Annotated in this window: 25 protein-coding genes; 14 read left to right on the plus strand and 11 right to left on the minus strand. The window is 72.3% G+C overall.

The window, feature by feature from the left end:
* Positions 1 to 91: 91 nt before the first annotated feature.
* Positions 92 to 1,456 carry a dipeptidase gene (locus OHA17_RS34180; RefSeq protein ID WP_406509697.1) on the minus strand — a complete coding sequence of 455 codons (1,365 nt, stop codon included), beginning with the start codon at positions 1,454 to 1,456 and terminating at the stop codon, positions 92 to 94.
* Positions 1,457 to 1,633: 177 nt separating this feature from the next.
* Between OHA17_RS34180 and OHA17_RS34185 the strand changes: the two genes are divergently transcribed.
* A complete protein-coding gene (locus OHA17_RS34185; protein WP_406509698.1) occupies positions 1,634 to 2,899 on the plus strand; it encodes a geranylgeranyl reductase family protein in 1,266 nt (421 codons plus the stop codon).
* A gap of 40 nt (positions 2,900 to 2,939) precedes the next feature.
* Here OHA17_RS34185 and OHA17_RS34190 read toward each other — a convergent pair whose 3' ends face one another.
* Positions 2,940 to 3,677 carry a TNT domain-containing protein gene (locus OHA17_RS34190; RefSeq protein ID WP_406510886.1) on the minus strand — a complete coding sequence of 246 codons (738 nt, stop codon included), beginning with the start codon at positions 3,675 to 3,677 and terminating at the stop codon, positions 2,940 to 2,942.
* Positions 3,678 to 4,031: 354 nt separating this feature from the next.
* On the opposite strand from OHA17_RS34190, the gene OHA17_RS34195 reads away from it, so the two are divergent.
* From OHA17_RS34195 to OHA17_RS34210, 4 genes are read left to right on the plus strand one after another with little or no spacing between them, the layout of a single operon-like run.
* The gene (locus OHA17_RS34195) at positions 4,032 to 5,375 is read left to right on the plus strand and encodes an ABC transporter substrate-binding protein (RefSeq protein ID WP_406509699.1); all 1,344 of its coding nucleotides are present in this window, start codon (positions 4,032 to 4,034) and stop codon (positions 5,373 to 5,375) included.
* Between the two features lie 31 nt (positions 5,376 to 5,406).
* Complete coding sequence (locus OHA17_RS34200; RefSeq protein WP_406509700.1) at positions 5,407 to 6,405, plus strand: carbohydrate ABC transporter permease; 999 nt, start codon at positions 5,407 to 5,409, stop codon at positions 6,403 to 6,405.
* Positions 6,402 to 7,289, plus strand: a complete 888-nt coding sequence (locus OHA17_RS34205) for a carbohydrate ABC transporter permease (protein ID WP_398878036.1) — start codon at positions 6,402 to 6,404, stop codon at positions 7,287 to 7,289. The genes OHA17_RS34200 and OHA17_RS34205 overlap by 4 nt, the downstream gene beginning before the upstream one ends.
* 11 nt (positions 7,290 to 7,300) lie before the next feature.
* Complete coding sequence (locus tag OHA17_RS34210) at positions 7,301 to 8,611, plus strand: alpha-glucosidase/alpha-galactosidase (protein ID WP_406509701.1); 1,311 nt, start codon at positions 7,301 to 7,303, stop codon at positions 8,609 to 8,611.
* Between the two features lie 34 nt (positions 8,612 to 8,645).
* Here OHA17_RS34210 and OHA17_RS34215 read toward each other — a convergent pair whose 3' ends face one another.
* Positions 8,646 to 9,101 carry a nitroreductase family deazaflavin-dependent oxidoreductase gene (locus tag OHA17_RS34215; protein WP_053728551.1) on the minus strand — a complete coding sequence of 152 codons (456 nt, stop codon included), beginning with the start codon at positions 9,099 to 9,101 and terminating at the stop codon, positions 8,646 to 8,648.
* A gap of 203 nt (positions 9,102 to 9,304) precedes the next feature.
* Between OHA17_RS34215 and OHA17_RS34220 the strand changes: the two genes are divergently transcribed.
* From OHA17_RS34220 to OHA17_RS34230, 3 genes are all read left to right on the plus strand, one after another.
* Complete coding sequence (locus tag OHA17_RS34220; RefSeq protein ID WP_406509702.1) at positions 9,305 to 10,003, plus strand: TetR/AcrR family transcriptional regulator; 699 nt, start codon at positions 9,305 to 9,307, stop codon at positions 10,001 to 10,003.
* Positions 10,004 to 10,102: 99 nt separating this feature from the next.
* Positions 10,103 to 11,365 carry a sensor histidine kinase gene (locus OHA17_RS34225; RefSeq protein WP_406509703.1) on the plus strand — a complete coding sequence of 421 codons (1,263 nt, stop codon included), beginning with the start codon at positions 10,103 to 10,105 and terminating at the stop codon, positions 11,363 to 11,365.
* Positions 11,362 to 12,027, plus strand: coding sequence for a response regulator transcription factor (locus OHA17_RS34230; RefSeq protein WP_053728554.1), 666 nt, complete (start codon positions 11,362 to 11,364; stop codon positions 12,025 to 12,027). Before OHA17_RS34225 ends, OHA17_RS34230 begins: the two co-directional genes overlap by 4 nt.
* Here the strand turns inward: OHA17_RS34230 and OHA17_RS34235 are convergent.
* A complete protein-coding gene (locus OHA17_RS34235; RefSeq protein WP_398878044.1) occupies positions 11,988 to 12,275 on the minus strand; it encodes a DUF6332 family protein in 288 nt (95 codons plus the stop codon). The genes OHA17_RS34230 and OHA17_RS34235 overlap by 40 nt on opposite strands.
* 160 nt (positions 12,276 to 12,435) lie before the next feature.
* Here OHA17_RS34235 and OHA17_RS34240 point away from each other — a divergent pair, with 160 nt between their 5' ends.
* Positions 12,436 to 12,840 carry a MarR family winged helix-turn-helix transcriptional regulator gene (locus OHA17_RS34240; protein WP_406509704.1) on the plus strand — a complete coding sequence of 135 codons (405 nt, stop codon included), beginning with the start codon at positions 12,436 to 12,438 and terminating at the stop codon, positions 12,838 to 12,840.
* A gap of 62 nt (positions 12,841 to 12,902) precedes the next feature.
* On the opposite strand, the gene OHA17_RS34245 is transcribed toward OHA17_RS34240, so the two are convergent.
* Positions 12,903 to 14,117 carry an MFS transporter gene (locus OHA17_RS34245; protein ID WP_406509705.1) on the minus strand — a complete coding sequence of 405 codons (1,215 nt, stop codon included), beginning with the start codon at positions 14,115 to 14,117 and terminating at the stop codon, positions 12,903 to 12,905.
* Between the two features lie 330 nt (positions 14,118 to 14,447).
* On the opposite strand from OHA17_RS34245, the gene OHA17_RS34250 reads away from it, so the two are divergent.
* Entirely contained in the window at positions 14,448 to 15,668 is a 1,221-nt protein-coding gene (locus tag OHA17_RS34250; protein ID WP_398878050.1) for an ROK family protein, read from the plus strand.
* On the opposite strand, the gene OHA17_RS34255 is transcribed toward OHA17_RS34250, so the two are convergent.
* The 4 genes from OHA17_RS34255 to OHA17_RS34270 are packed head-to-tail and all read right to left on the minus strand — an operon-like array spanning position 15,656 to position 18,146.
* A complete protein-coding gene (locus tag OHA17_RS34255) occupies positions 15,656 to 16,540 on the minus strand; it encodes a phosphotriesterase (protein ID WP_406509706.1) in 885 nt (294 codons plus the stop codon). The two genes, OHA17_RS34250 and OHA17_RS34255, sit on opposite strands and share 13 nt — an antisense overlap.
* Positions 16,534 to 17,103 carry a DUF4865 family protein gene (locus tag OHA17_RS34260; RefSeq protein WP_406509707.1) on the minus strand — a complete coding sequence of 190 codons (570 nt, stop codon included), beginning with the start codon at positions 17,101 to 17,103 and terminating at the stop codon, positions 16,534 to 16,536. The genes OHA17_RS34255 and OHA17_RS34260 overlap by 7 nt, the downstream gene beginning before the upstream one ends.
* Positions 17,104 to 17,113: 10 nt before the next feature.
* A complete protein-coding gene (locus OHA17_RS34265) occupies positions 17,114 to 17,527 on the minus strand; it encodes a cupin domain-containing protein (protein ID WP_406509708.1) in 414 nt (137 codons plus the stop codon).
* A 34-nt stretch (positions 17,528 to 17,561) separates the two neighbouring features.
* Positions 17,562 to 18,146 (minus strand): TetR/AcrR family transcriptional regulator, encoded by a 585-nt coding sequence (locus OHA17_RS34270; protein WP_406509709.1) that lies wholly within the window; start codon positions 18,144 to 18,146, stop codon positions 17,562 to 17,564.
* 153 nt (positions 18,147 to 18,299) lie between these two features.
* Between OHA17_RS34270 and OHA17_RS34275 the strand changes: the two genes are divergently transcribed.
* Genes OHA17_RS34275 through OHA17_RS34285 form a run of 3 tightly spaced genes read left to right on the plus strand, consistent with a single transcriptional unit; the run spans position 18,300 to position 21,918 of the window.
* Positions 18,300 to 18,587: an SHOCT domain-containing protein gene (locus OHA17_RS34275; RefSeq protein ID WP_398878060.1), complete on the plus strand. Its 288-nt coding sequence runs from the start codon at positions 18,300 to 18,302 to the stop codon at positions 18,585 to 18,587.
* On the plus strand, positions 18,584 to 19,366 hold the full coding sequence (locus OHA17_RS34280; RefSeq protein ID WP_406509710.1) for an ABC transporter ATP-binding protein: 783 nt from the start codon (positions 18,584 to 18,586) through the stop codon (positions 19,364 to 19,366). Before OHA17_RS34275 ends, OHA17_RS34280 begins: the two co-directional genes overlap by 4 nt.
* A complete protein-coding gene (locus OHA17_RS34285; RefSeq protein ID WP_406509711.1) occupies positions 19,363 to 21,918 on the plus strand; it encodes an ABC transporter permease in 2,556 nt (851 codons plus the stop codon). The genes OHA17_RS34280 and OHA17_RS34285 overlap by 4 nt, the downstream gene beginning before the upstream one ends.
* A gap of 37 nt (positions 21,919 to 21,955) precedes the next feature.
* Here the strand turns inward: OHA17_RS34285 and OHA17_RS34290 are convergent, their stop codons facing one another.
* Positions 21,956 to 22,480: an ATP-binding protein gene (locus OHA17_RS34290; protein ID WP_406509712.1), complete on the minus strand. Its 525-nt coding sequence runs from the start codon at positions 22,478 to 22,480 to the stop codon at positions 21,956 to 21,958.
* Between the two features lie 150 nt (positions 22,481 to 22,630).
* Complete coding sequence (locus OHA17_RS34295) at positions 22,631 to 22,960, minus strand: hypothetical protein (RefSeq protein ID WP_398878068.1); 330 nt, start codon at positions 22,958 to 22,960, stop codon at positions 22,631 to 22,633.
* A gap of 218 nt (positions 22,961 to 23,178) precedes the next feature.
* Here OHA17_RS34295 and OHA17_RS34300 point away from each other — a divergent pair, with 218 nt between their 5' ends.
* Complete coding sequence (locus tag OHA17_RS34300; RefSeq protein WP_053728568.1) at positions 23,179 to 24,279, plus strand: PLP-dependent cysteine synthase family protein; 1,101 nt, start codon at positions 23,179 to 23,181, stop codon at positions 24,277 to 24,279.
* The last annotated feature ends 15 nt before the right edge of the window (positions 24,280 to 24,294 follow it).

Here is a 24,294-nt window from a genome sequence, read left to right on the forward strand (position 1 = left end):
CGAACGTACGTCGGTGACGCCGCTCGCCGCATGGATCTACGCTCTGGGCGATGTCCGCCGAGCGCTTAACCCCGCGGCCGCCCGTACGGGCTCAACTCCGCTTGGACTCCGCGTAGTTGACCAGGAAGTGCGCCTCGGCGACCGACAGGCGCTCCAGTTCCTGGGGCGACACGCTCTCGTTCACCGCGTGGATCTGCGCCTCGGGTTCGCTGAGGCCGATCAGCAGGATCTCGGCCTGCGGGTAGAGCGCCGCCAGGGTGTTGCACAGCGGGATCGAGCCGCCCATGCCCGAGGACTGCATCTCCTCGCCCGGGTAGGCCACCGCCATCGCCTCGGCCATCGAGGTGTACGCCGGGCTGTTGATGTCCGCGCGGAACGGCTGGCCCTGGCCGACCTGCTCGAAGCCGACCCGGGCGTTCCACGGGACGTGCTTCTCGATGTGCGCGTAGAGCAGCTTGGTCGCCTCGGCCGCGTCCTGGCCGGGCGGCACCCGCAGGCTGATCTGCGCGCGGGCGGTCGCCGGGATGGACGGCGTCGCGCCGGCCACCGGGTGGCAGTCGATGCCGATCACGGTGACGGCCGGGCGGGCCCAGATGCGGTCGGCGACGGTGCCGGTACCGGGCAGCGACACCCCGTCGAGGACCTTGGCGTCCTGGCGGAACTCCGCCTCCGGGTACTGCAGACCGTCCCACGCGGAGTCCGCGGCGAGGCCCTCGATCACGGTCTGGCCGTTCTCGTCCCGCAGCGAGTCCAGCACGCGGATCAGCGCGGCCAGCGCGTCCGGGGCGGCGCCGCCGAACTGACCCGAGTGCAGATTGCCCTCAAGGGTGTCGATCTGGACGCGGATCATGGTCATGCCGCGCAGCGTCGCCGTCACCGTGGGCAGGCCGACCCGGAAGTTGCCGGTGTCGCCGATGACGATCGCGTCGGCGGTGAGCAGCTCGGGGTGCGCCTCGGCGTACTGTTCGAGGCCGCCGGTGCCCTGCTCCTCCGAGCCCTCCACGATCACCTTGACGGAGACGGGCACGCCGCCGTTCGCCTTGAGGGCGCGCAGCGCGAGCAGGTGCATGATGAACCCGCCCTTGCAGTCCGCGGCGCCGCGCCCGTACCAGCGGCCGTCGCGCTCGGTCAGCTCGAACGGCGGGGTCACCCACGCGGACTCGTCCAGCTTGGGCTGCACGTCGTAGTGCGCGTAGAGGAGCACCGTCGGCGCGCCGACCGGGCCGGGCAGCAGCCCGTACACCGACTGCGAACCGTCCGGGGTGTCGAGCAGGGCCACGTCCTGGAAGCCCTCGGTGCGCAGCGCGTCGGCCACCCAGTTCGCGGCGGCCTCGCACTCGCTCTTCGGCGCCACCGCCTCGTCCGCCACCGATTGGAACGCGACCAGCTCCGTGAGCTCCGTCTTGGCGCGGGGCATCAGTGAGGCGATGGTCTCGGCGATCGGATTGGCGGTCATGGGCACGCTCCTCGTGGGTGCGACGTTGTATGTACAGATACGCAGGTGCACGTGTGTGTACGGCGAAGATATGGCCGATCCTCCCACAGCGGGCCAGGACGGGAGGGCGGGGCTACTGCCCCGTAGGATGCGGTCGTCAACAGGGGCCACTGGTCGGACGGGGAGCAAAGGCACATCGTGAGCAGCGAGAACGCAGACGCCGGGACGGACGGACCGCTGGAAGAGCACCAGGGCGAGCCCGCCGCCGAATCGGTGACCGGACCGGGTGCGGGGCCCGTCTGGGATGTCGTCGTGGTCGGCGCGGGCCCCGCCGGAGCATCGGCCGCGTACGCGGCGGCGGCCGCCGGGCGCAAGGTGCTGCTCCTGGAGAAGGCCGAACTGCCCCGCTACAAGACGTGCGGCGGCGGCATCATCGGCCCCTCGCGCGACGCCCTGCCACCCGGCTTCGAACTGCCGCTCCAGGACCGGGTGCACGCGGTCACCTTCTCGCTCAACGGGAAGCTGACCCGCACCCGCCGTTCCAAGAACATGCTGTTCGGCCTGATCAACCGGCCGGAGTTCGACGCGGGCCTGGTCGCGGTCGCCGAGAAGGAGGGCGCCATCATCCGTACCGGCGTCACCGTCTCCAAGGTCGAGCAGCACGGCTCGGCCGTGCCCGACCGGCGCACCGTCGCCGTGGTCCTCTCCGACGGGGAGACCGTGCTGGCCCGCGCCGTCGTCGGCGCCGACGGCAGCGCCAGCCGCATAGGGGCACACGTCGGAGTGAAGACCGAGCAGGTCGACCTGGGTCTCGAAGCCGAGATTCCGGTGCCGCCGAGCGTCGCCGAGGACTGGGCCGGACGGGTGCTCATCGACTGGGGCCCGATGCCCGGCAGTTACGGCTGGGTCTTCCCCAAGGGCGACACCCTGACCGTCGGCGTGATCTCGGCGCGCGGCGACGGCGCCGCCACCAAGCGCTACCTGGAGGACTTCATCGCCCGGCTGGGCCTGGCGGGCTTCGAACCGGCCGTCTCCTCCGGGCACTTGACGCGCTGCCGCAGCGACGACTCGCCGCTGTCCCGCGGCCGCGTCCTGGTCTGCGGCGACGCGGCGGGTCTCCTTGAGCCGTGGACGCGGGAGGGCATCTCCTTCGCCCTGCGCTCCGGCCGCCTCGCCGGCGAATGGGCGGTGCGCATCGCCGAGTCGCAGGACGCCGTCGACGCCCGCCGCCAGGCGCTGAACTACGCGTTCGCCATCAAGGCCGGCCTCGGCGTCGAGATGGGGGTGGGCCGCCGCATGCTCACCCTCTTCGAGAAGCGCCCGCTGCTGCTGCACGCCGCGATCACCGGATTCCGGCCCGCGTGGAAGGCCTTCGCCGACATCACCCGCGGTGCCACCACGCTGGCCGGTCTGGTCCGCTCGCACCCGATGGCCCGCCGCGCCCTGGACGCCGTCGACCGCTGACCGGCCCGGGCCGGGGCCGACCAGCCCCGGCCCGCCCGGCTCAGCCGATGCCCGCGAGCGCGCTCGCCGCGGCCGCCGGGTTGGTCTCGGCCTTCAGATAGCCGTGGTCGAGCAGCCACTTGACGTTGAGGGACTGGCCCTGCCCCGGGTCGACGAACGCCGGGTCCAGCTTGATCTGCCGACCGCCGCCGGGCTGGTCGAACCAGGGCGCGATCCGGCCCTGCCACACGGTGAACGACTTCACGACCTCGTACGCGTGATAGGCGCACGGGTAGGCCGCCTCACGGGTGATCAGGCTCTGCGGGGGCAGCGCCCGCTCGCTGTAGCGGGCCCCCGCCGGGGCGAGGAACGAGCCGTACTCCGAACCGAACCGGTCCAGGTCCTCGCCGACGCGCAGCGCGACCGCGTGCTTGTCCGGGGTGCCGTCGGGATGGTTGGCGAAGCCGTCATTGGGCGGGTACTTCCAGGACCCGGCGGTCGTGTCCCAGAACGTGGCGAGGAACGTCCCCGGGGTGAGGTGCCCGGTGCGGTGGTAGCCGAGGACCAGCGGCCCCACCGGTCCGTTCCACGGCCGGGGCAGGTTCTGCGGGCCGAGCCGCTCGTCGCCCTGGTACGTGCCGGAGCACGCGGCCGGATGCTGGGCCGCAAGAGCGACCGGCGCTGTGCCGCCGTCCGTGGCCGCCTGCGCGGTGCCGGTGCCTATCAGCGCGGTGGCGGCCAGGGCCGCGAACGCCGTCCCGACGAGAACGCGCAGTCTGCGCAGGGGTTTCACCGAGATCCTCCTCAGAGATGATGAGTCATCACATCTACTGGGAAGAAAGTGACTTGTGGGTCCCCGGTCGCAAGTTCGGCCGAATAGCGGCCGGTCGGGGGCCGGATCGGGACCGTTGCGGGCAGCCCAGGCGACCCCATCCGGTGGAGCACCCCAACGACACGGCTCCGGGCTCTTGACGCCCGGCGGCAGAAGGCGCTTTCATCCAGCCAGTGGCCCGGACCGCGGCTTGGTCCGGCACCGCGAGAGGTGCGCCCAGCCGACAAGGTCCCCCGACCGGGGTCCAAGGACCGGCCCGAGTCGCCAGGATCCGACCCCGGGTCCGAGGCGGGGACGTACCCGCGAGGGATGGAGCGGATCATGCCCGCCGGCCCGGATCACTCCACCGCCCCTTCGTCCCGCAGAGCGCCGGACCGCCGCGCGCTGCTGAGGGCCTCGGCGGGCTGCGCGGTGGCCGCCGTCGCCGCACCGGCCCTCGCGGCCTGCGGCTCCGCCGAGGGCGTCGCCCCGGACGGCACTGTGACGGTCGAGCTCTGGCACGGCCAGACCGACACCTCGAAGAAGGCGATCGAGGCCCTGGTCGCGGAGTTCAACCGCACCCACGCCAAGATCCACGTCGACACGGGCGGCGGGGCCACCTCCGATGTGATGCTGCAGAAGGTGACGGCCGCGCTCGCCTCGGGCTCGTACCCGGACATCGCCTACGTCTTCGGCTCGGACATCGCGAGCATCGCCCGCAGCCCCCGCGTCGTCGACCTCACCACGGCCCTGCGCGCCGGGCCCGTGCCCTGGACCGACTACTGGCCCTCGCTGCGGGACGCGGTCACCGTCAACGGCAAGGTGCGCGCCGCGCCCTCGTTGGTCGACTCCATGGCCGTCGTGTGCAACAAGACCCTGTTCCGGCGGGCGGGGCTTGAGCTGCCCCAACCCGGCTGGAAATGGGCCGAGTTCATCGACACCGCCCACAAACTCACCGACGCGTCCAAGGGCGTCTTCGGCACCGGCTGGCCCGGCGTCGGCGACGAGGACACCACCTGGCGGCTGTGGCCGATGGTGTGGGACCTCGGCGGGGAGATCATCGGGCCGGGCGGCAAGAGCATCGGGTTCGCCGACCAGGGCCGCCGGGCCCTGGAGACCATCGCCTCGCTCGTCGCGGGCAAGAGCGTCTACATAGACCCCAAGCCGGGCAGCGCCCAGATGTACCAGGTCTTCCTGTCCGGACGCATGGGCATGGTGATGGGCGGCCCCTGGACGCTGGCGGACATCATCACCGCGAAGGTGGACTACGCGGTGGTGCCGCTGCCCTCGTTCAGCGGCCGGCCGATCACCATCTCGGGCCCCGACACCTGGACCGTCTTCAACAACGGCTCCGCACGCTCGAAGGCCGCCGTCGAATTCGTCCAGTGGCTCATCGCGCCCGACCAGGACGTCACATGGGACATGGGAGCGGGCAGCCTGCCGCTCAGCGTGGAGAGCGCACGCCTGCCCGCCTGGGCCGACCACTCCGCGAAGACCGTCGGGCTGCCGGTGTTCACCAAGGCCCTGGAGTCGGCGCGGGTGCGGCCCGTGCACCCGGCGTACCCGCAGATCTCGCAGGCGTTCGGCGAGGCCGTCGTCGCGATCCTGCTGGGGCGTTCCTCCCCGGACAAGGCCATGCGCCAGTGCGTCGAGAAGGCCGACGCCGCCCTGCTGATCCCGCGCTGAAGCCGACCCCGTGACCAGAAGGGTCCGAGAGATGAGAAGTACTGGGCCGCGGACTCCCCGCCCGCTCACGCTCGACCCGACCCCGGCCGCCCGCGCCGCCAGGCGCCGCCGGGTGCGCGGCGAGACCGCCACCGCCTGGGCCTTCATCAGCCCGGCCGTCCTGGTGATCCTCGGGCTCAGCGTCGTACCGCTGCTGTGGTCGCTGCTGCTCTCCTTCCGCGCGGACGACCTGGTCACGCCGGGCCGCTGGGTGGGGCTCGACAACTACCACGCCCTCAGCAAGGACCCGGCGTTCCGTACCGCCGTGAAGAACACCCTGATCTACGCGGGCGTCTACGTACCGCTCAGCCTGGCCGGCGGGCTGGCGCTCGCCCTCGCCCTGAACCGGCGCATCCGGCTCGTCGGGCTCTACCGCACGCTGGTCTTCATCCCGTTCGTGGTCTCCGCCACCGCCCAGGGCGTGCTGTTCTCGTTCATCTTCGACCCCGAGTTCGGCGTGGCCAACGCGCTCCTGCACCACCTCGGCGTCTCCCCGCAGGGCTTCCTCTCCGACCCGGGCCAGGCGCTCTACGTCCTGCTGCTCATCTCGCTGTGGAGCGGCATCGGCTTCTGCGTCATCGTCTACCTCGCCGCCCTCCAGGACGTACCCGCCGAACTCGTCGAGTCGGCGCGCCTCGACGGGGCGAACCGGGCCCAGGTGCTGCGCCACGTCACCCTGCCCTCGCTGACCCCGGTCACGGTGTTCCTGCTCCTGTGGCAGTTCATCATCGCCCTCCAGGTCTTCGACCTCGTGTACGTCACCACCAAGGGCGGCCCTCTCGGCGCCACCACCGTCATCGTGTACTTCGTCTGGGAGCAGGCCTTCCAGAACTTCACCGCCGGATACGGCGCCGCCGCTGCCTATGTCCTCGCGGTCGGCCTGGTGGCGGCGGCCGTCGTGCTGCGCCTGTACCGGCGCCACCGGGAACGTACGGGAGCAACTCCCGTACAGGGAACGGGTGTTGCCCAACCGGAAGGAGCGGGCCGATGACCGCGCCCACGATGACCCAGGGGGCGGCCGCCTCCGTCAGCGCCCCCGCCAGCCGCACCTCCCGGCGCCGCCGGCTGCCGTTCAGCCCCTGGCACCTGCTCCTCGCCCCGCTCTCGATCGGCTTCGCGCTGCCGCTGGTGTGGCTGATCCTCAGCTCCGTGATGAGCGACGCGGAGATCAACCGGTTCCCGCCCGCGCTGTGGCCGCACGGCATCCACCTCGGCGGGTACCGCTACGTCCTGGGCAACGCGATGTTCCCGCGCTGGTTCCTGAACTCGTGCATCGTCGCGTTCGTGGCCGTCACCTCGAACCTCGTGCTCGGGGCGCTAGGCGGCTACGCCTTCGCGCGGATGCGGTTCGCCGGGTCGCGGCTGCTGCTCGGGCTGATGCTCGCGACGATGGCCGTGCCGTTCCAGCTGACCATGATCCCGACGTTCCTGGTGATGAAGTGGCTCGGGCTCATCGACACGCTCGGCGCGCTGATCGTGCCGTCCCTGGTCACGCCGTTCGCGGTGTTCCTGTTCCGGCAGTTCTTCCTGTCCCTGCCCAGGGAGCTGGAGGAGGCGGCCTGGATCGACGGGTGCTCGCGGCTGCGGGTGCTGGTCTCGATCGTGGCGCCGCTGGCCCGCCCGGCACTGGCCACGGTCGCCGTCCTCACCTTCCTCGCCACCTGGAACGACCTCTCCTGGCCGCTCATCGCCATCAACCACGACGCGCACTACACCCTGCAACTGGGCCTGACCACCTTCCAGGGCCAGCACCACACCAAGTGGTCCGCGGTGATGGCGGGCAACGTCGTCACGGTCCTTCCGGTCCTCCTCGCGTTCCTGTTCGCGCAGAAGACCTTCATCCAGTCGCTGACGTCGAGCGGGCTGAAGGGGTGAGGGAGCACGTCATGACCGAGACCAAGATCGCCTTCATCGGCGCCGGCAGCGTGGAATTCACCCAGGGGCTGCTCGCCGACCTGTTCGCCTTCCCCGAGTTCGCCCGCGCCCGCATCGCACTCCACGACATCGACCCCGAACGCCTGGCCACCAGCGAGGCGGCGGCCCGCCACATCGCGGCAGAGCTGGGCGCGGCGCCGCTCGTCAGCGCCCACCCGGAGCGGCGCGCGGCGCTCGACGGCGCCGACTTCGTCATCAACACCGTCCAGATCGGCATGAACCGGGCCACCCGCACCGACTTCGAGATCCCCGCCCGCTACGGGCTGCGCCAGACCATCGGCGACACCCTCGGCATCGGCGGCATCTTCCGCGCCCTGCGCACCTTCCCGCTGCTGCGCTCGCTCGCCGCGGACATGGCCGAACTCTGCCCGGACGCCCACCTGTTGAACTACACCAACCCGATGGCCATGAATCTGCTCTACCTGCACCGGGTGGCCCCCGCGCTGCGGGCCGTCGGCCTGTGCCACTCCGTGTACTGGACGATGCACGACCTGTCCGAACTGATCGGCACGCCCTTCGAGGAGGTCTCCTACCTCGCCGCCGGGGTCAACCACCAGTCCTGGGTGCTGCGTTTCGAACGCGCCGGCCAGGACCTGTATCCCCTCCTCGACGAGGCCATCGCCAAGGACCCGGAACTGCCGCGCCGGGTACGCGTCGACATGTACCGCAGGCTCGGCCACTACCCGACCGAGACCAGTGAGCACTCCTCGGAGTACGTGCCCTGGTATCTGCACCACGACGCGGAGGTCGCCCGGCTGCGCCTGCCGGTCGGCGTCTACCTCGACATCGTCGAGGAGAACCTCGCCACCTACGCCCGCACCCGCGACGCGCTCGCCTCGGGGCGGCCGCTGCCGGTGGAGGGGACCATGGAGTACGCCCCGCAGATCATCCACAGCATCGTCACCGGCACCCCGCGCACCGTCTACGGCAACGTCCCCAACCACGGTCTGATCGACAACCTGCCCGCCGACTCGGTCGTCGAAGTCCCCTGTCTGGTCGACGCGTTGGGGGTGCAGCCCACCAGGATCGGCGCCCTGCCGCCGCAGTGCGCGGCGCTCAACCGCGCCTACGTCTCGGTGACCGACCTCGTGGTACGGGCCGCCGTGCTCGGCGAGCCGCGCCACATCCGGCACGCCGCGATGTGCGACCCGGCGACCGCGGCGACGCTGCCCGTCGAGCGGATCTGGGACCTCTGCGACGATCTCGTACGGGCCCATGAGCCGCTGCTGCAACCGGAGTTGAGGGCGGTACTCGGACACTGACCCCGCGGACGGGGGCTTGAGGTGCCGGGTGGGGTCACCGGGTCATCGTGACGCGGAAGACGGGGTGGTCGGGGGCGATCCGGCGGAGCTCCTCGTCGCTGGAGTCGGGGCCGACGCCGTTGAAGAAGACGCCGACCTCGGCCTTCCAGCGCTTGAGGTAGGCACGCAGCAGGGCGGGCTTGTCGTCGTCGGGGACCTCGACCGCGGTGAACGCCTCGGCCTTCTTGCCGAGGTGCAGCTCGCCGCCGCCGGCCGCCCGCATGTTGTGCGTCCACTGGACGTGCCCGCGCGGGGCCACCAGGTACTGCTCTCCCTCGAAGGTCATCAGGTTGACCGGGGTGCGCCGCCACTCGCCGCTCTTGCGGCCGCGGACCGCGAGGACCCGGGAGCCCCAGACGCTCAGCCCGCGCCGGGTCAGCCAGGCGACGGACCGGTTGAGGACGTTGACCGTGAACCAGCCGGGCTTCTGGACGTGTGCGGATGCGGACATGGTGTGTCTCCCCTGGGGGTGAGTGGGCCAGTGGGCGAGTGGCGGGCGAATCGTGGTCGAGAGCGGTGCTCTCGTTCGTGAGCAGTCTGCACCGAAGCGGCGCTCCAAATCAAGAGCAGTGCTCTCATAAATGTTCACCGCTCCGATTTCAGTGCGGCAGTCGCGTTCTTGGCCACTGCTCTCCAAACTGGCAGACTGGCGCCATGAGCACCGTCCAGGGAGCCCGCGCACGGGCACGTATCGAAGTCACCGAGGCCATCAAGGACGAGGCCAGAAAGCAGCTGGCCGCCGACGGCGCGACGAAGCTCTCGCTCCGTGCCGTCGCCCGCGAGCTGGGCATGGTCTCCTCGGCCCTCTACCGGTACTTCCCCAGCCGCGACGACCTGCTGACCGCCCTCATCGTCGACGCCTACGACGCCGTGGGCGAAGCCGCCGAGCGCGCCCTCGCCGAGCAGCGCGCCGCGGCGTCGCCCGCGACCCGCTGGACCGCCGTCTGCCGTGCGGTGCGCACCTGGGCGCTGGCCCACCCCCACGAGTACGCCCTGATCTACGGGTCGCCCGTCCCCGGCTACACCGCGCCCGAGGCGACGATCGGGCCCGCCGCCCGGGTCGGGCTCGTCCTCATCTCCATCGTCCGCGACGCCCACCAGGGCAAGGGCATCGCCCCGCCGCCGCTCGCCGCACCCGTGCGCGCCGAGGCCGAGCGGATGGCCGCCGACTTCGTCCCCGACCTGCCCCCGGCGGTGGCCGTCGCCCTGGTCGCCGCCTGGTCGCAACTGTTCGGCCTTGTCTCGTTCGAGGTGTTCGGCCAGTTCCACCGGGTCGTCGAGGACCGCGAGCCCTTCTTCACGCACTCCGCCGAGCAGCTGGCCCGCTCGGTGGGCCTGGTGCTCCCCGGGTAGCCCGGCACTCCCCGCGCGGCCGGTACTCCCTGCGGAGTACGTGTGATCACCTCGCTCGGCTGACGCCCCGGCCGCCGTCCCCGGTCTAGCGTGGCCGGTATGGAAGAGCAGCAGTCACCGCGCGCCACCGGCCACGGCGGCCCACCCTGGCACCAGGAGGGGCCGCCTCCGTTCGTGCGGCGCTGGGTGCGGGGGCCCGACGGCGAGGACCGGCCCAGTGCCCGGCTGCCGTGGCCGTCGACGGCCGCGCTCACCGTGTTCGTCCTGGTCGGATCCCACTTCGCTGAACACTCCCAGGCAGGCCGGGCCCCGCTCGACGCCTTCGCCCACGTACTCCTCGTGGCCAGTTGCGCGGTGCTCCTGATCCGCCTGCGCCACCCCGTCGTCGCGGCCTTCGCCGCCTCGGCGGCCGCCATGGTCTACCTCGGCGCCGGATATCCCTACGGGCCGGTCTTCCTGCCCGTCATGGTCGGCTGCTTCGCCGCGGTCGTCGCCGGATGCCGCCGCCAGGCGTGGGGCGCGATCGCCATGCTCTGGCTCGGGCACCTGCTCGTCGCGCACTGGCTCTACCGCTGGCTGCCGCCGGCGCGCGACACCGCCGCGCCCTGGAGCCAGGAAGTGGGCGTCGCCGCCTGGGCGGTGGCCATCATCGCGGTCGCCGAGCTCGTTCGCGGACGGAGGGAGCAGTGGGCCAGGGAGCGGGCCGGGCGGGCCGCCGCGGCGAAACGGCGGGCCGACGAGGAGCGGCTGCGCATCGCCCGCGAACTGCACGACGTGCTTGCCCACAGCATCTCCGTCATCAACGTCCAGGCCGGCGTCGGCCTCGCGCTGCTCGACTCCGACCCCGAGCAGGCCCGCACCGCGCTGACCACCATCAAGTCCGCGAGCAAGGAGGCGCTCGGCGAGGTGCGCCAGGTCCTGGAGACGCTGCGCGCTCCGGGGGAGGCCCCGCGCTCCCCGGCCCCGGGCCTGGACCGGCTCCCCGAACTCGTCGAGCAGGCCGCGAGCGCCGGACTCACCGTCGAGACCACGACGACCGGCAGGCCCGAGGCGCTGCCGCCCGGCACCGATCTGGCCGCCTTCCGCATCGTGCAGGAGGCCCTCACCAACGTCGTACGCCACTCGGCGGCGCGTACCGCGCGGGTCGCGGTCGGCTACGAACCCGGCGCTCTGGTGCTGCGCATCGACGACGAGGGACCGCCGTCCGGCGGCGAAGCGGGCGGCAGCGGCAACGGCCTGATCGGCATGCGGGAGCGGGCCGCCGCGCTCGGTGGCACGATCGACGCGGGACCGGTCCCGGCCGGCGGCTTCCGCGTGACCGCCCGGCTTCCGCTGGCCGCCCACCCGAAGGAGACCCCTTGATCCGCGTACTGCTTGCCGACGACCAGCTCCTGGTGAGGGCGGGGTTCCGGGCGCTGCTCGACGCCCAGGGCGACATCGAGGTGGTGGGGGAGGCCGCCGACGGCGAGGAGGCGTTGGGCCTGGTGCGCCAACTGCGGCCGGACATCGTCCTGATGGACATCCGGATGCCCCGGCTCGACGGCCTCGCCGCCACCCGCCGGATCACGTCCGACCCGGACCTGGCCGCGGTGAAGGTGGTCATGCTCACCACCTTCGAGCTCGACGAGTACGTCTTCGAGGCGATCCGCGCCGGTGCCTCCGGCTTCCTCGTGAAGGACACCGAGCCGGAGGAACTGCTGCGCGCGGTCCGGGCCGTGGTCGACGGCGACGCCCTGCTCTCGCCCGGCGTGACCCGGCGGCTGATCGCCGAGTTCGCCGCGCGCTCCAAGGAGCCGGCCGCGGCCGACACCCTGGCCGAACTCACCGAGCGGGAGCGGGAGGTGATGGCGCTGGTCGGCATCGGCCTCTCCAACGACGAGATCGCCCGCCGCCTCGTCGTCAGCCCGCTCACCGCGAAGACCCACGTCAGCCGGGCGATGGTGAAGCTCGGCGCCCGCGACCGGGCCCAACTGGTGGTGCTCGCCTACGAGTCGGGTCTGGTGCGCCCGGGCTGGCTGGGCTGACGCGGGCCCCGGCCGGCCCCGTACGGAAAGCGCCACAGCACGTGCACGGTCCGCCAGACGAAGACGATGAGGGCGCAGCCGCCGCCGATGAGCAGCAGCACCCGCCGCAGGGGGTGCGGGAGTTCGAGGGCGTAGCCGGAGCCGCCGATCGCGCCGAACACCACGCCGGCCGCGAACAGGGCACTGAACAGCGCGTATCCGATCTCGATCGTGATGGCGTCCCGCTCGGCCCGGCTCCGTGTCCCCATGCGCGAAGTCTCACAGCAGGGACGGCCGGTGGGCAACCATCGCCCACCGGCCGTCCCTCCCCCCGATGCTTGCACGGCGCACACTACCTGTGCGTGCATTGAATGCGGGTGCATTTAATGCCGATGCAACAAAACCGTCCGGCTCTGCTACGGTGCCGCCATGGCAGCTGAGAAGACCGAGCGCCTGCTCGTGGCGCAATGGCGGGAGCTCCTCGCGCTCCACGCGCGCACCACGTGCGAACTCGACCGCGAGCTCCACGCGTACGGGCTCGGTGCGAGCGACTTCGAGGTCCTCGACGTCCTGGCCGAGGGGTGCGAGGGCGACCCGCGCCGCGCGTTCCGCGTGCAGGAGCTGGCCTCGCGGATCCACCTCAGCCAGAGCGCGCTGTCCCGCCTCATCGGCCGCCTGGAGAAGGACGGCCTGGTCGCGCGGGGGATGTGCAGCGAGGACCGGCGCGGGGTGAGCGTGGCGATCACCGCGTCCGGCCGGTCCCGCCACGCCGAGGTGCTGCCGCTCCAGCGCGCGGTGCTCTCCCGGATGCTCGGGGACCGGGCCGAGCGGTAGGCGCTTGAAGCCCGCGGTTACGGTGAACTCCCTTGCGGCAGCCGTGAGTTGAGCGAGCCCTTTCAGGTCTGGGGCGCCGTCGCGTGCCGTGCGGTGTAGCCGATCAGCGCGGCGCCCGCCGCCAGGACCGCGACCGTGGTCAGGGCGACCGGCAGCGACGCCCACTCGGCCAGCAGCCCGATCGCGGGCGGCCCGAGCAGCATGCCGCCGTAGCCGAGCGTGGAAGCCGCGGCCACCCCGCCGGGCCCGGCGAGCGCGCCCGCCCGTGCGACGGCGACCGGGAAGATGTTGGCGAGGCCCAGGCCCATCACGGCGAAGCCGGCGAGGGCGAGCCAGACCGTCGGGGCGAGCGCGCCGAGCAGCATCCCGGCACTGGCCGTGAGCCCGCCCGCGACCAGTGTGCGGGTCTGGCCGAGCCGTTCGAGCAGCGCGGTGCCCGAGAGCCGCCCGGCCGTCATGGCCAGCGCGAACAGTGAGTAGCCCACGGCCGCGACACCGGGCGCCGCGGCCAGGTCCTGCTCCAGGTGCAGCGCGCCCCAGTCCGCCATCGCGCCCTCGCCGTACGCCGTGCAGAGCGCGATCACGCCGAAGAGCAGTACCAGGCGCCGGGCCCGCCCGTCGAGCCGGCGCCCCTGGGCGTGGGGTGTGCTCGCGTGCACCGGCGCCGGATGGTGCAGCAGTACCCGCCCCGCGAGCGCGGTCACCACGAGGCCGACCCCGGTCAGGGCCAGCAGGTGCGAGGTGGGAGAGAGGCTCGACGCGACCAGCGCGCCGACGCCCGCGCCGGCCATCCCGCCGAGGCTGAACGCCGCGTGGAAGCTCGACATCACCGGGCGGCGCAGCGCCGCGACCAGGTCGACGGCCGCGCTGTTCATCGCCACGTTGATGCCGCCGTACGCGGCGCCGAACACCAGCAGCACCAGGCCGAGCGCCAGTGCCGAGTGGGTCTGCGGCGGCAGCGCGATGGCCAGCGCCATCAGCGCGCCGCAGACGACGGTCACCGGGTGGCTGCCGAACCGGCGGCAGAGCCGGCCGGTGAGCACCATCGTCACCACCGCCCCGGCCGAGACGCCGAGCAGGGCGAGCCCCAGCTCGCCCGCGGAGGCCCCGGTCTGCTGCTTGATCGCGGGGATGCGGACCACCCAGCCGGCGAAGAGGAAGCCGTCGAGGGCGAAGAACACGGTCAGGGCGGAGCGGAGGCGGGACAGGGAGGATGCGGCGGTGTTTACGCCAGGTCCCCCCGGAGCGGCCGTCCGGACTTTGTTTAGTAGCGGCACAAAGTCAGGATAGGGGCGGTGGGGCGGTGCATCAACCGGTTGGGGGCGGCGGGGCCCCTCCCGGAGGCTTCGGCTGCGGACCGTGGGTGGTTGCTCGCGCCCACGCGGCGGAGCCGCATGTGTCACAGCCCCGCGCCCCTAGCGGCCTCGATGCTGGCGGGGGCGAGCATCTTCAGCCCGTCCGGCGATTGAGGACGAGCGCCCTTAAGGCGCGAACGGGGTCTGGGGCGGAGCCCCAGGGGACGACCGCCGGGGCGCAGCGCCGGACCCATTGCCCGGCCAACTGCCGGAAGAACCGCTTCCGTCCGGGATCATGGGAGACTCGCCCCCATGAATGGCAAGGCGACGACCACCCGGACCAGGCTGGAGAGGGGCCGCAGCGCGCTCGGACCCGCGCTCGAACTGGTGCATACGGGCCGTGCGCCGACCCGCGCCGTGCTCACCGCCGAACTGGGCGTCACCCGCGCCACCGCGGGCGCCGTCGCCGCCGAGCTCGAAGCGCTCGGCCTGATCCAGGTCGACTCCCGGCCCGCCGCGGCCGGCTCCCAGGGCCGCCCCTCGCACCGGCTCGCCGTCAACGACACCGGGCCCGTCGCGCTCGCCGCACAGGTCCACGCCGACGGCTACCGGGCCGCCCTGGTCGGCCTGGGCGGCGAGATCGTCGCCACCGACCCCGGCTGCGTGATCGTCTCGGCCGATCCGGCCCAGGTCCTCGGCGAGGTCGTCGACGCGGGCGCGGCCCTCCTCAAGGGCACCGGCCGCCGCTGTGTGGGCGCGGGCCTCGCCGTGCCCTCCGCCGTCGCCGAACCGGAGGGCACCGCGCTCAACCCGCTCCATCTGGCCTGGCCCGCCGGCTCCCCGGTGCGCGAGATCTTCGCCGAACGGGTCCGAGCGGCCGGCATCACGGGCCCCGCCTTCACCGGCAACGACGTCAACCTCGCGGCCCTCGCCGAGCACCGGCACGGCGCGGGCCGCGGTGCTCAGCACCTGCTCTGCGTCGCCACCGGCCACCGCGGCGTCGGCGGCGCGCTGGTCCTCGACGGCCGTCTGCACAGCGGGAGTTCGGGCCTGGCCCTGGAGGTCGGCCACCTCACCGTCAACCCGGACGGCCGCCCCTGCTACTGCGGCAGCCGAGGCTGCCTCGACGTCGAGGCCGACCCGCTCGCCTTCCTCACGGCGGCGGGCCGAACCCCCGGGCCCGAGGTGTCGCTCCTCGAACAGTCACGGGCCCTGCTGCGCCACGAGTACGCGGACATCGCGATCCGGCACGCCGCCGAGGGACTCATCGACCGGCTCGGCCTCGGCCTCGCCGGACTCGTCAACATCCTCAACCCCGACCGGATCATCCTCGGCGGCCTGCACAAGGCGCTCCTGGAGGCGGACCCGGACCGGCTGCGGGCCGTCGTGGCCGACCGCAGCCTGTGGGGCCGGAGCGGCGGCGTCCCGATCCTCGCCTGCTCCCTCGACCACAACAGCCTGGTCGGCGCGGCCGAGCTGGCCTGGCAGCCGGTGCTCGACGACCCGCTCGGCGCGCTCACTCACCAGGCGTAGACCCGCGCCGGATTGGCGATGAGGATCTGCTCCAACACCCCTTTCCCCAGGGCGAGTTCGAGCCTGGGCCGCACCCGGCGCAGCAGATACGGCAGGCCCGGGGTGTCCGGGGTCACCGTGTCCCCGCCCAGCAGCAGCCGGTCGGCGAACCCGGCGTCCGCGAGCGCCCGCAGCGCGTCCGGCATCCGCCAGTCGGTGGCGTGGTTGGCCCGCGAAGGCCCGTCGAAGGCGAGGTTGGCGCCCGCTTCGGCGGCCAGGCGGTGCACGGCGAAGTCGGGGGAGCGGTTGAGGTGGCCGAGGATCACCGAGCCGGGCGGCACCTCCAACTCCCCGCACAGCAGGTCGAGTACGTCGAGTGCGCCCGTGCCCAGCTCCAGATGGACGGCGATCGGCGCGCCCGTGCGGTGGTGTGCCTCGGCGGCCGCCCGCATCGTGAGCGTGGCGTGCTCGTCGAGCCCGTGGAAGCCGCCCGCCACCTTGATCAGGCCCGCCCGGACCCCCGTCTCGCCGATGCCCTCGATCAGCTCGCCGACGAAGAGCTCCGCCAGCCGGCCGCGTACCGAATCGAGCAACTCGCCGGAATAGTGGGCGGCTTGGTGCAGTCCGGTGGCGGCGATGATCCGCACCCCCGACTCCCGTGAAAGGGCGGGCAGTTCGGCGATGCGGCGCCCCATGCCGAACGGCGTCCACTGCACCACCGTGCCACCGCCGAGCGCGCCGAACCCGGCGAGCCGGGCCGCCGCGTCCCCCACGTCGTCGACCTCCTGGCCCGGCAACCGCGGGCTGCGGATGAAGAGATGGTCGTGCGCGTCGACGACGCCGAGCCGGTCGGCCGGCACCTCGCCGAGCACCGTGTGCGCCGCCTTCACCACTGCCGTCCCGACCGCAGCCCCGCACGCCCGGGCTCCGACAGGTGAAGCACCTGGAACCGGTCGCCCTGCGCCGGTGGATCGGGCTGCTCCCAGAGCGTGAACCTGACCAGTTCCCAGCGGCTCGGGTCGATGGCCACGGCGCTCGCCACCACTCCGGGCTCCAGCGTCCGGGCCACCTCGTCCGCCACGAACCGGGCCGGTCCGACGCCTTCCGGGACGTGCACGCGCAGGCGGGTCGCCGTGGCCGGCGCGGCCCCGGACGCGGGTCCATCGGCGTACGAAAGACCCGTCCAGTGCCGCACCCGCGGACGCCCGAAGTCGTCGACGATCCCCTGGAAACCGGGGCCCCAGAGGAAAGAGTTCATTCCCTCGGGGGTGGCCCAAAGGTAGAACGGCGCATAGGAGTTGACCGGCGATTCGGTCCCGCGCTCGCGCATCAGATAGGCCTTGAGGCCGAGCCCGGGGAAGTCGTCCAGGAGGTGGCCCCGGGTGGCGACGCGCTTGCGGATGATCTCCATGTCGTAGTCGGCGGGCAGCGTGATCTCGTACTGCATGGCGTGCATCGCGCACTCCTCAGGATGCGGGGCCGGTCACGGCCGGGTACGTGTCGGCTCCGACGTGGCAGTCCCACTCGATGGTCGTGCCGTCGGCGGCGGCCTCGACGACCGCGAGATGCGTCATGAACGTGCGCGGCCCGGCGCCGTGCCAGTGCCACTCGTCCGGCTCGATCCAGACGGTGTCGCCCGCCCGGATCGGCTCGATCCCGCCGCCCCGGCGCTGCACCAGGCCCTCGCCCTCGGTCACGTGAAGCACCTGGCCGTGCGGGTGGCGGTGCCAGGCGGTGCGGGCGCCCGGGGCGAAGTGGACGCTGAACATCCGTAGCCGGGACGGGGGTTGGGGTGCGGCGATCTCGTCCAGCCAGACCGTGCCGGTGAAGTGCTCGGCCGGTCCGGGCTGGGTGTCGGGGCGCTGACGGGTGATGTGCACGTACGACCGTTCCTTCGCTGGGGGTTGGTGGTGGTCACTGGGTTTTGGCGGTGGGGGCGAGCAGCGAGAGCAGGCCGCGCACGCCCGCGTCGAAGGCGTCGGGCGAGCCGGAGGCGCGGGCCAGGACGTAGCCGCCCTGGACGGTCGCCACCACGGCCGCGGCGATCTCCCGCGGCACCAGGTTGGTGGTGAACTCACCCTGGTTCAGGCCCTCTTGGATGATCTCGGCGAGCCGGCCGCGCAGCCAGTCGAGCGTCTCGTCGACCGGCGCGCGCAGCTCGGCGCTGGCGATGATCTCGGGGTCCATGGTGAGGCGCCCGACCGGGCAGCCGCGCAGCACGTCGCGCTCGCGCAGCAGGTACGCCGAGATCCGCTCGTACGCCGTGCCGCCGCCCCCGAACGTGGCCTCGGCGGCGGCACGCATCTCCTCGGCGGTGCGCCGGATCGCGGCGAGCGCCAGATCGGGCTTGCCCGCGAAGTGGTGGTACATGCTGCCCTGTCCCGCGCCCGCCTGCTGCTGGATCGCCTTCGGGCTGGTGCCTACGTAGCCCCGCTCCCACAACAGCTCGCGGGTGGCTTCGATCAGACGCTCCGGAGTGCTCATGAAGCCACTGTACATACCAGTAGGTACAGAATCCAGAGCAGTCACCGGAACCCGATCTACTCCCTGCGGGGTACGCCGACTGCCGCTGGCCGTACGACGACTCGGCCCCCTTGCGGCGGGAGGCTCGAAGCACAGAGCAACCACCCCCTACCGAGGGAGCTGACCGAGATGAACACCCTGGCCTACGCAGGACCCGGACCCTGGATCTTCTTCGTCCCGCTGGTCTGGGCGGCCGTGATCTTCACTGTCGTCACGGTGCTGCGCCGCACCGGTTGGCGGGGCCGCCGCGGACCGTGGCGCCCGCCCATGGACGACCGCTCGCCCATCGCCGTCCTCGGCCGCCGGTTCGCGGCCGGAGAGATCGACGAGGAGGAGTACTGGCGTCGGATCTCCGTCCTGGAGGAACACTTCGGACGGACGAACCTGACTCCTGGGGGCAAGGGTGGTGCGGCATGAGTACCGCCGTCCGCACCGCCATCGCCGCCCGGGTCGTCGACGCCGTGAAGGTGTACGGCACCGGTGACACCGAAGTGAGGGCCCTGGACGGGGTGAGCGTCGACTTCCACGCCGGACGCTTCACCGCGATCATGGGGCCTTCGGGCTCCGGCAAGTCCACCCTCATGCACTGCGCCGCCGGACTCGACACCCTCAGCGCCGGCGCCGCCTTCATCGGCGACACCGACCTGAGCGCACTCGACGACCGCAAACTCACGCTGCTGCGCCGCGAAAGGGTCGGCTTCGTCTTCCAGGCCTTCAACCTGATCCCCACGCTCACCGTCGCCGAGAACATCACGCTGCCCCTCGACCTCGCGGGGCAGCGCGGCGACCGCCAGTGGATCGACGCGCTCGTCGACACCGTCGGCCTCCGCGACCGCCTTCACCACCGCCCCGGTGAACTCTCCGGTGGCCAGCAGCAACGGGTCGCCGTGGCCCGCGCCTTCGCCGGCCGCCCGGACGTCGTCTTCGCGGACGAGCCGACCGGAAACCTCGACTCGCGCTCCGGTGAGGAAGTCCTTCGACTGCTCGGCCGGACCGTGCGCCAGACCGCCCGCACCGTCGTCATGGTCACCCACGACCCGGTCGCCGCCGCCTACGCGGACGAGGTGCTCTTCCTCGCCGACGGCCGACTCGTCGACCGGATGCCCGACCCCACCGCGGACCGCGTCCTGGACCGGATGCGCCTGCTCTCGCAGGGCGAGGAAGCCGTCAACTCCCTTGAAAGGCAGGGGATGTGAACGCCTCGCTGCGCCTCAGCCTCAACTCCCTGCGCTCCCACAGGCGCCGCTTCGCGGGCACCTTCGTCGCCGTCCTCCTCGGTGTCGCCTTCCTCGCCGGGACGCTCGTCATGGGCGACACCCTCCGCGCGAGTTTCGACACCCTCTTCACCAGCGCCAACGGCGGCACGGACGCCGTCGTCCGCAGCGCCGACGTCGTCACCGTCGCCGGGCAGGGCCAGGGCACCCGCCGTCCCGTCGACACCGCGCTACTGGCCAAGATCCAAGCCACTTCCGGCGTCGCGGCCGCCGCCCCCGTCGTCGATGGCTCGGGCCAGCTCGTCGGCGCCGACCACCAGCCCATCGGCGGCCAGGGCCCGCCCACCCGCGCCGGGAACTGGATCGCCGACCCGAAGCTCAACCCGTACCAACTGGCCCAGGGCCGTGCCCCGCAGGCGCCCGGCGAGGTCGTCGTCAACCGGGGCGCCGCCGACAAGGGCGGCCTGAAGCTCGGCGACACCACCGTGCTGCGCGCCCCGGACCCCGTCACCGTGCGCATCGTCGGCATCGCCACCTTCGGCGGCCAGGACGGCATGGGGCAGGTCACCTACGCCGGACTGACCCTGGCCGACGCGGAGAAGTACCTCACCCCCAAGCCGGGCGAGGCCTCCTCCATCGCCGTCCGCGCGGGCCCCGGCATCAGCCAGCGGCAGCTCGTCGACAGGCTGACTCCCGTACTGCCGACCGGAGTTGAGGCCATCACCGGCAAGGCCGCCTCGGCCGAGAGCCTCGACATGGTCGCCGGAACGTTCCTCGACCTCTTCACCACCCTCCTCCTCGTCTTCTCCGGCATCGCCCTGCTCGTCGCGACCTTCTCCATCCACAACACCTTCGCGATCGTCGTCGCCCAGCGCACCCGCGAGAACGCCCTGCTCCGCGCGCTCGGCGCCGCACGGCGGCAGGTCACCGCCGCCACGCTCGCCGAGGCCACGGCCGTCGCGGTCGCCGCGTCGGCCGTCGGTGTGCTGGCCGGCATCGGCATCGCGGCCGGACTTCAAGCGCTCTTCCCGGCCATCGGATTCCCCTTCCCCGACGGGGACTTGGTGATCGGCGCACTCTCCGTCGCACTCCCCGTCGCCGTCGGCGTCCTGGTCTGCCTCGGCTCGGCGCTGCTGCCGGCGCTGCGGGCCGGCCGCACCGCACCGCTGGCCGCGCTGCGCGAGACGGCCGTCGACCAGTCCGGCGCCTCCCGCACGCGCAAGCTCACCGGCGGCATCCTGCTCCCGGCCGGTGTCGCGGTCACCCTCGCCGGAGTGCTCGCCGGCCCGAACGTGCTGCTCGCCGGGGCAGGCGCGGTGCTGACCCTGGCCGCCTTCGTGGTGCTCGGCCCCGTCGCGTCCACGTACGCCGTACGTTTCCTCGGCGGCCCGCTCGACAAGGTGCGCGGCGTCACCGGCTCGCTCGCCCGGCGCAACGCGCTGCGCAGTCCCAAGCGCACCGCCGCCACCGCGACCGCGCTGATGATCGGCGTCGCCGTCGTCTCCCTGTTCACCGTCTTCGGCGCCTCACTCAAGACGACCATGGACCGGACGGTGTCGAAGTCCTTCGCGGGCGATGTCGCCGTCAGCGCCCGGGCGTTCGGTGCGGGCGGCGCCGGCATCAGCCCTCAACTCGCCCCAGCTGTAGCGGAGTTGCCCGAGGTGAAGACCGCCGTCGGGCTCGGCAAGGGCGTCGCGGACGTCGACGGAGGCGGGCGCGCCGTGACCGTCACCGACCCGGCGAAACTCTCCGGCGTGCTCGACCTGGGCAAGGTCGAGGGATCGCTGAGCAGCCTCGGCGCGGGCGGCCTCGCGGTCTCCGCCGACGAGGCCGACAAGAGGAGCTGGCACGTCGGCTCCACGGCCCGACTCGCCTTCCCCGACGGCCAGAAGCAGGCCTTCACCGTCCGCGCCGTCTACGCGGAGAAGAACCTGGCGGGCGACTACCTGATCACCCGCGAGGCCTGGACCCCGCACCGCGGCCAGGACTCCGACAGCCTGGTGGCGGTCTCGTTCAAGCCCGGCGTCCCGCTCGCCGAGGGCAAGCGCGCGGTCGAGCGGACCGCCGCCGCGTACGGCAGTCCCGAGGTGCAGACCCGCGCCGAGTACGCCGCCTCCTCGGCGAGCGGCATCGACATGATGCTCACCCTGGTCTACGCCCTGCTGGCGCTCGCCGTCGTCATCGCCCTGCTCGGCATCGCCAACACCCTGACCCTCGCCGTCCACGAACGCACCCGGGAACTCGGGCTGTTGCGCGCGGTCGGCCAGACCCGGGCCCAGCTCAGGGCCATGGTGCGCTGGGAGTCGGTGCTGGTCGCCGCGTTCGGCACGGCGGGCGGGCTCGGGCTCGGCGCGTTCCTCGGCTGGGTGCTCGTCAAGGCGTCCGACTCGGCGGGCACCAGTGCCTTCGCGCTGCCGCCGCTCCCGTTGACGGTGGTCGCCCTCGTCGGCCTGCTGGCCGGGGCGGTGGCGGGCTTGCGGCCCGCGCGCCGGGCGGCGCGACTCGACGTACTGCGTGCGATAGCGACCGAATAGCACCCGTCGCCCGTCCCGCCCGGTCAGGCACGGGCTCTCAGCCCGCGACGGGCGACCGGGCGACGCCGGTCGCCCGTCCGCGCGCCGCGCGCGAGGGCCGCGTCTGGGTGAAAGGAGTGCTCGCCGCCGCCCCGTACAGCGGGTACGGCGGCAGGGCGATGGCGGGGGAGGGCGCGGTGAGCGTGAACCACACGGTCTTGCCGGACTCGCCCAGCGGGCGGACGCCCCAGCTCTCGCTGACCGCGGCTATCAGGGCAAGACCGCGGCCGTTGGTGGCGAGCGCGTCGGCGTTGCGCACGGCGGGCAGCGTCGGATCGTGGTCGTGGACGGAGATGGTGAGCCGGTCGAGCAGCAGCTCGATCTCCACGGTGCATACCTTGTCCGGCTCGGCATGCCGGTGGACGTTGGTGAGCAACTCGGTGACGCCGAGCGCCGCCTCGTCTATCAACGGGTCCAGATGCCAGTAGCGCAACTGCGCCGATACGATTCTGCGGACCTGTCCGATCCGCGACGGCAGGGCTTGGAGCTCCACCGTGCACTGCCTGCTTGGCTGGCTGATCACGGTTGCGACTCCCCGAATGAGGTCCGGAAGTAGCTGTCTGGTCCGGCGACTCCGCTCGCAGCGTAACCGCCGGTCAACCCTCAGTGATGTGACACCAGCGTGGCCCAAGGGTTCGCACTGCGCAACTCCGCCCCCGGGGCCACACGCGTCTCAGCTGTGCGCGCCGTGCGTCGTCTGCCGTATGGCCTGCAGGAATCGCTGGGTCAGCTCGGGGCCGCGTGAGCGGTCCGGCTCCTCGCCCATCGTCAAGCGGTAACGGGTGCCGTTCAGCCGCGCCACCGTCCGGTCCTCCTTGGCGAGCCACGGCAGCCAGGGGCGCGCCGCGCTGACCGTGTCGACGGGCGCACTGTCGATCTCCCTCCCGTTGCTGGTGAGCAGGGCGAGCCGACCGTCCTTGATCAGCACCTGGCCGGCCCTCGTCAGCGAGCGGGTCCACCGCTCGATCCGAACGCCCTTCGCACTGAACTCGGGTTCCGCCATGACCGTCCGGCCCCCTTCGCATCGTTCCTGGTGGGCAGTGTGCACAACGACGAGCCTACGCACCAGGGCGCACGGAGGATCGGGTCCGGGCCAGCGTCGTCCAGCGGCCACCAGGCGCCCCACAAGCCACTCCTATGGATCCCCAAAGGGAACGTTTGTGCAGGTGGGAGCGGTATTGTCAAGCGTGGGGGCGGCACACAGACACGACGAGGAGTGGCATGGAAACCATCGATGTGGACCGCAGTGATCCCGAGTACCGCGCCTGGCTGAAGGAGGCCGTGCGCAAGGTCCAGGCCGATGCCAACCGCTCCGCCGACACCCATCTCCTGCGCTTTCCCCTCCCCGAGGCCTGGGGCATCGACCTCTACCTCAAGGACGAGTCGACGCATCCCACCGGCAGCCTCAAGCACCGCCTCGCCCGCTCGCTGTTCCTGTACGGCCTGTGCAATGGCTGGATCCGGCCGGGCAAGCCCGTCATCGAGGCGTCCAGCGGCTCGACCGCCGTCTCCGAGGCATATTTCGCCAAGCTGATCGGCGTGCCCTTCATCGCCGTGATGCCCCGCACCACCAGCGCCGAGAAGTGCCGCCTGATCGAATTCCACGGCGGCCAGTGCCACTTCGTCGACGACTCGATGAAGATGTACGAGGAGTCCGCGGTGCTCGCCGCCGAGACCGGCGGCCACTACATGGACCAGTTCACCTACGCGGAGCGGGCCACCGACTGGCGCGGCAACAACAACATCGCCGAATCGATCTACCAGCAGCTGAAGTTGGAGCGCTACCCCGAGCCCGCCTGGATCGTCGCCACGGCCGGCACCGGCGGCACCTCGGCCACCATCGCGCGCTACGTGCACTACATGCAGCACGACACGATGATCTGCGTCCCCGACCCGGAGAACTCCTGCTTCTTCGACGGCTGGACCCAGGGCGACCCGCTCGCCTCCAGCGACTGCGGCTCGCGCATCGAGGGCATCGGCCGGCCCCGCATGGAGCCCAGCTTCGTGCCCGGCGCCATCGACCGGATGATGAAGGTCCCGGACGCGGCGAGCGTCGCGGCCGTACGCGCCCTGGAGAAGGCCATCGGCCGCAAGGCGGGCGGCTCCACCGGCACCGGCCTGTGGAGCGCGCTGAAGATCGTCGCCGAGATGGTCGCCGAGGGCCGCACCGGCAGCATCGTCACCCTGCTCTGCGACCCGGGCGACCGCTACCTCGACAAGTACTACTCGGACGGCTGGCTCGCCGAGCAGGGCCTCGACATCGCCCCGTACACCGAGACGCTCGACACCTTCCTGGAGACCGGGGTCTGGCCGGCCCGGTGAGCTGTCCGGAACGGG

This window comes from Streptomyces sp. NBC_00212 (assembly GCF_045206365.1).
Classification (GTDB): domain Bacteria; phylum Actinomycetota; class Actinomycetes; order Streptomycetales; family Streptomycetaceae; genus Streptomyces.